At 66.9% G+C, this 5,149-nt stretch carries 2 protein-coding genes and 1 pseudogene; 1 reads left to right on the top strand and 2 read right to left on the bottom strand.

The window, feature by feature from the left end:
- Together ACTJJK_RS18190 and ACTJJK_RS18185 are read right to left on the bottom strand one after the other, a co-directional pair.
- Positions 1-1,061, bottom strand: a 1,061-nt coding sequence (locus ACTJJK_RS18190) for a hypothetical protein (RefSeq protein WP_440730881.1), incomplete at its 3' end; no start/stop codon positions are given.
- A 246-nt stretch (positions 1,062-1,307) separates the two neighbouring features.
- Complete coding sequence (locus ACTJJK_RS18185) at positions 1,308-2,681, bottom strand: MBL fold metallo-hydrolase RNA specificity domain-containing protein (RefSeq protein ID WP_031372967.1); 1,374 nt, start codon at positions 2,679-2,681, stop codon at positions 1,308-1,310.
- 362 nt (positions 2,682-3,043) lie between these two features.
- Here ACTJJK_RS18185 and ACTJJK_RS18180 point away from each other — a divergent pair.
- Positions 3,044-5,126, top strand: a pseudogene (locus ACTJJK_RS18180) (M13 family metallopeptidase).
- The last annotated feature ends 23 nt before the right edge of the window (positions 5,127-5,149 follow it).

Raw genomic sequence — 5,149 nt, 5'->3', positions numbered from 1 at the left:
TTGAAGTCGATCCAGCCGCACAACTGCGGCGAGGCGCCTGAGACAGTCTGGAAGCCGGCCACCGGCACCGACAGGCTGTAGGTGCCGACGCCCACGATCGGCAAGGAGGCGAAGGCATTGTCGGTGTCGCCGGCGGCGTTGGTGCTGGCGCGCGGGCTGGTCGCCGGCGCCGGCGTGATGTAGGCGGTGCCGTTCGGAATCGTCAACGGCAGGGTCGGGTCGATCGTCAGGCTGGCGCCGAGGGTGAGGCCCGAATTGACGTGGCCGGCCATGCCGTAGCTGGTCGGCGCATCGCTGAAATCTTCGTCGACGGTGATGGTGACGCCGTAGCCGTCCGCGCCCAGATCGCCGGGCGTGGCCGCAGTGGGGTTGCCGATGCCGATCCCGAGCGGGATGGAAGTGAACGTGCCGTTGAGTTGCGCGGTGCCGCAACCCGAGGTGGTCGCCGGGTCGCCGCAGGCGACCGTGGGCGCATTGGACGAACCGCGCAAGCGCGTATTCGCGAGCGTGGTGGTCAACAAACCGCCGATCACGGTCCAGGTCGAACCCGCGGGCGCGGTCATGAAGGTCGAGGAAAAACCAGCGCCGGCGCCGGTGCCGCCGAGGCGGGCGAAATGGAAGCGCGGGTTCACCACCGGACGGCTGAAGCTATAGGTCAGCGTGCCCATGGCCTGTTGCCCGCCTGCAGCCACGACGACCAGGGTGCCCGGGGTAAGGAAATTGAAGGTCTCGGAAACCAGGTCGATGCGCGGATCGTAGGCGGTGGGGGGATTGCCGCCGAAAGACTGTCCGCCTGCGGTGATCGAGGTAGACGACGTCCCGGGCACGCCGCCGCCGGTCGCGGCGGTCAGCACCAATCCGGAGATATAGGTCGTCTGGGTGCCCGTCGCCGCATCGACATCGGGGTTCTGTTCCGAAGCCAGCGCCGGTCCGGCCGCGGCGGCACCGACGATGGCAGCCGCCAGGGCGGCTCGAAGGCAGGCGATGCGGCTTCCGGTATGCCGGAATTTCGGATTCGAGCTCGCCTGGCCCGGATTGCGCACGCGCAAACGGTTCCCCATCGCTCCCCCTGTTCCCACCCGTGCCCGACAGCTGTGCCCGCTCTGCGAGCGGCACGTCCTAATGGAACATCAAGCACAACCCGGTGGAAACTAAGCGCATGCGGGCTGCATGTCAAAGCGCAAGCCAGGGGCGCTAGGCAGATTCGCGAGTCGGCCCAGGCGTCGCCTGAACGAACTGAATAGGGCGCCGCGGAAGTTGCGGCCTGGCAGACCAGTCGCAGCCGGCCGGCCATGCCACAGCGACGATCAGACCTCCAGCGTCATCCCCGGCCGCGTCAGCTTGACCTCGATGCCGTAGCGCTCGCCGATCTCCCCGGCCAGCGCTTCGCGCGCCTTGTCTTCGCCATGGACCAGGGCCAGCTGCGGATGACCGGCGATCTGGCCGTACCACTCGATCAGGCCCTTCTGGTCGGTGTGCGCCGACAGCCCGCCGATGGTGTGGCGCTGGGCGTTGGCGCGGACATCCTTGCCGTGGATGCGCACCCATTGCGCGCCGTCGACCAGGCGCCGCCCGATCGTGCCTTCGGCCTGGTAGCCGACGAACACCACATGGGTCTGCGGCTTGCCGAGGTTGTGCTTGAAGTGGTGCAGGATGCGGCCGGCGTTGGCCATGCCGGAACCGGCGATGACGATGGCGCCGCGCTCGATGCGGTTGATCGCCATCGATTCTTCGGCGCTCGCGGTCAGGCGCAGGTTCGGGAGTTGGAAGGGGTTGGGTTTTTCCTTCCACACTTGCAGTGCGTCTTCGTCGAACAGGTCGGCATGACGGTCGTAGACCGCGACCACCTTGGCCGCCATCGGGCTGTCGAGAAAGATCTGCCAGCGCGACAGGTTCCACTCGTCCCAGTACTTGGCGAACCAGTACAACAGTTCCTGGCTGCGGCCGACCGCGAACGCCGGGATCAGCACGTTGCCGCCGTCGTTCCAGGCCCGTTCGAGAATGCGGCCGAGTTCGAGGATGGTTTCGGCGCGGTCCTTGTGCAGACGGTCGCCGTAAGTCGATTCCATCAGCACCAGGTCGGCCTGCGCGATCGGCGCCGGGTCGCGCAGGATAGGCGTGCCCTTCGGCCCGATGTCGCCGGAAAACACCAGCGTTCTGCCTTCGGCGCGCAATTCCACCGCGGACGAGCCGAGGATGTGGCCGGCCTCGCGGAACTCGATTTCGACGCCCGGCAGGATCGTGCGCGGGCTGTCGTAAGGCAACGGCTCGACCCGCTGCATGGTCGCCTCGACGTCTTCGCGCGTGTACAGCGGCAGCGCTTCGGGCTGGCCTTGCGAGCGCCGGCGGTTGCTGCGCTCGGCTTCGCTTTCGGCGATCGACGCCGAGTCCAGCAGCATGATGCGCATCAAGTCGGCCGTCGCGGCCTGGGCATAGATCGGCCCGCGGAAACCGCGCCGCACCAGCAACGGCACCCGGCCGATGTGGTCGATGTGGGCGTGGCTGATCACCAACGCATCCAGCGCGGCGACGTCGAACGCGAAGGGATCGAAGTTGCGCTGTTCGGCTTCGGGGCTGCCCTGGATCATGCCGCAATCGAGCAAGATGCGATGGCCGCCGGCCTCGACCTCGTGCAGGGAACCGGTGACTTCGCCGGCCGCACCGTGGAAATGGACTCGCATGCAATGCACTCCGCATCTATCGACAAAGGCGAACGCTAGCATGGCCCCTGGGAAGGTCCCGGCGAGCAATGTGTGCCTTCCGGCGAGCGCCGCGCCCGGCCGAGTGTCGGCGCAGCGCGGTGGGTCCGGCGCGAACCGCTGGAATCGGCGCAGTGGCCGCACAAACCGGGCAAAACTGAACGAATTCGCGCCACCCCACATGACCTTCGACACCCTTCCCGGCCCGGGAACGGGACTATCGTCCGCCCGTGATCCGGGAAAGGCCGAGCAGCGCCGGTCCGAAATCCGCCACACTCCCGATTCGTATTTCGCCAACGCCTCTCCGGCTGGAGCCCGCTGTGACCTTCAAAAAACCGCAAGTCCTGCTGTTGTCCCTCGCCATCGCCACGGTCGTGGCCGCCTGCGGCAAGCAGGAAACCCCTGCCCCGGCCGCGCCGGCCGCCGCCGACAAGCCCGCCGAAACCAGTGCGCTGAAGCTCGACGAGAGCAAGCTGCCGCCGGTCAACCGCTTCGTCGTCGCCGACCTGGACACCACCAAGGACGCCTGCACCGACTTCGGCGGATACGTCAACGGCAAGTGGCTCGCCGCCAACGCCATCCCGGGCGACCGCACCTCGTGGGGCGCGTTCGAGATGCTCGATGAGCGTTCCACCGCAGTGCAGCGCCAGATCGCCGAACAAGCGGCGGCCGACAGCAAGGCCACCGGCGTGGAGAAGATCGTCGGCGACCTGTGGTCGACCGGCATGGACGCGGCCAAGATCAACGCCCAGGGCCTGGAACCGCTGAAGGGCGACCTGGCCAAGATCGACGCGCTCGACAGCGCGGAGAAGATCGCCGACTACCTGCGCACGACCGCCGCCACCGGCGACAACCCGCTGTTCGGCTTCGGCGNAAGCCGACTTCAAGGATTCGGCCAACAACATCGCCTACGCCTCGCAAGGCGGCCTGGGCCTGCCGGACACGCCGTACTACTCCGACGCCAAGCACAAGGACAAGCTCGCCGCGTACGAGGCCCACATCGCCAAGGTGCTCGAGCTCGGCGGCACGCCGGCAGCCGACGCCGCCAAGCAGGCCAAGGACGTGATCTCGTTCGAGACCCGCCTGGCCAAGGCCTCGAAGTCGCGCGAAGCCCTGTCGCGCGACGTCTCGCTGTACTACAACCCGGTCAGCCCGGCCGACGCCGACAAGCTGACGCCGAACTTCTCCTGGACCAAGTTCTTCGAGTCGCAGGGCGTGGCCCTGCCGAAGATGTTCTCGCTCGCCGTGCCGGCCTTCCACCAGGAAGTCAGCAAGATGATCGGCGACGTCCCGGCCGACCAGTGGAAGGCCTATCTGCGCTTCCATGCCATCGACGGTGCCTCGCCGTACCTGTCGGACGCTTTCGTCGAAGAGAACTTCAACTTCTACAGCAAGACCCTGCGCGGCCAGAAGGAACTGAAGGAACGCGGCAAGCGCGTGCTCGACACCATCGAAGGCCAGGCCGGCGAAGCGCTGGGCCAGATGTACGTCAAGGTCGCCTTCACTCCGGAATCCAAGGAGCGCATGCAGACCCTGGTCAAGAACCTCAGCGAAGCCCTCAAGGTGCGCATCGAGAACCTGGCCTGGATGAGCGCCGACACCAAGAAGAAGGCGATCGAGAAGTGGGCCAGCTTCACGCCCAAGATCGGCTACCCGGACAAGTGGCGCGACTGGAACGGCCTGGCTACCAGCCGCGACAGCTACTACGCCAACGTCAAGGCCGCCAACGAGTTCAACTACAAGTGGAACCTGGGCAAGATCGGCAAGCCCGTCGACAAGACCGAATGGGGCATGCCGCCGCAGATGGTCAACGCCTACTACAACCCGCTGCAGAACGAGATCGTGTTCCCGGCCGCGATCCTGCAGCCGCCGTTCTTCGATCCGAAGGCCGACGACGCCACCAACTACGGCGGCATCGGCGCGGTGATCGGGCACGAAATGACCCACGGCTACGACGACCAGGGTTCGCGTTTCGGACCGACCGGCAACATGGAAGTGTGGTGGGCGCCGAGCGACGCCAAGGCCTTCTCGGGTCTGACCGACAAGCTGATCCAGCAATTCAACGCCTATGAAGCCGCCCCGGGCCAGCACGTCAACGGCAAGCACACCCTCGGCGAGAACATCGCCGACCTCGGTGGCCTGACCACCGCCTACGACGCGATGAAGAAGGCCGCCGGCGACACCCCGGACCCGAAGACCGACGGTTTCACCCGCGACCAGCGCTTCTTCCTCAACTGGGCGACGGTGTGGCGCCGCAACTTCACCGCCGAGGAGATGAAGGTGCGTCTGCAGACCGACGAGCACGCCCTGGCCAACTTCCGCGCGATCGGCGCGCCGTCGAACCTGCCGGCCTTCGCCGCCGCGTTCTCGTGCAAGCCGGGCCAGCCGATGGTCCGCGAGGGCGACAAGCAGGTGGTGATCTGGTGATCCATCGCGGCGCGGCCTGAGGG

The organism is Lysobacter sp. 22409 (assembly GCF_052045105.1).
Taxonomy (GTDB): domain Bacteria; phylum Pseudomonadota; class Gammaproteobacteria; order Xanthomonadales; family Xanthomonadaceae; genus Lysobacter; species Lysobacter antibioticus_B.
This window is presented reverse-complemented; position numbering and strand designations above follow the sequence as displayed.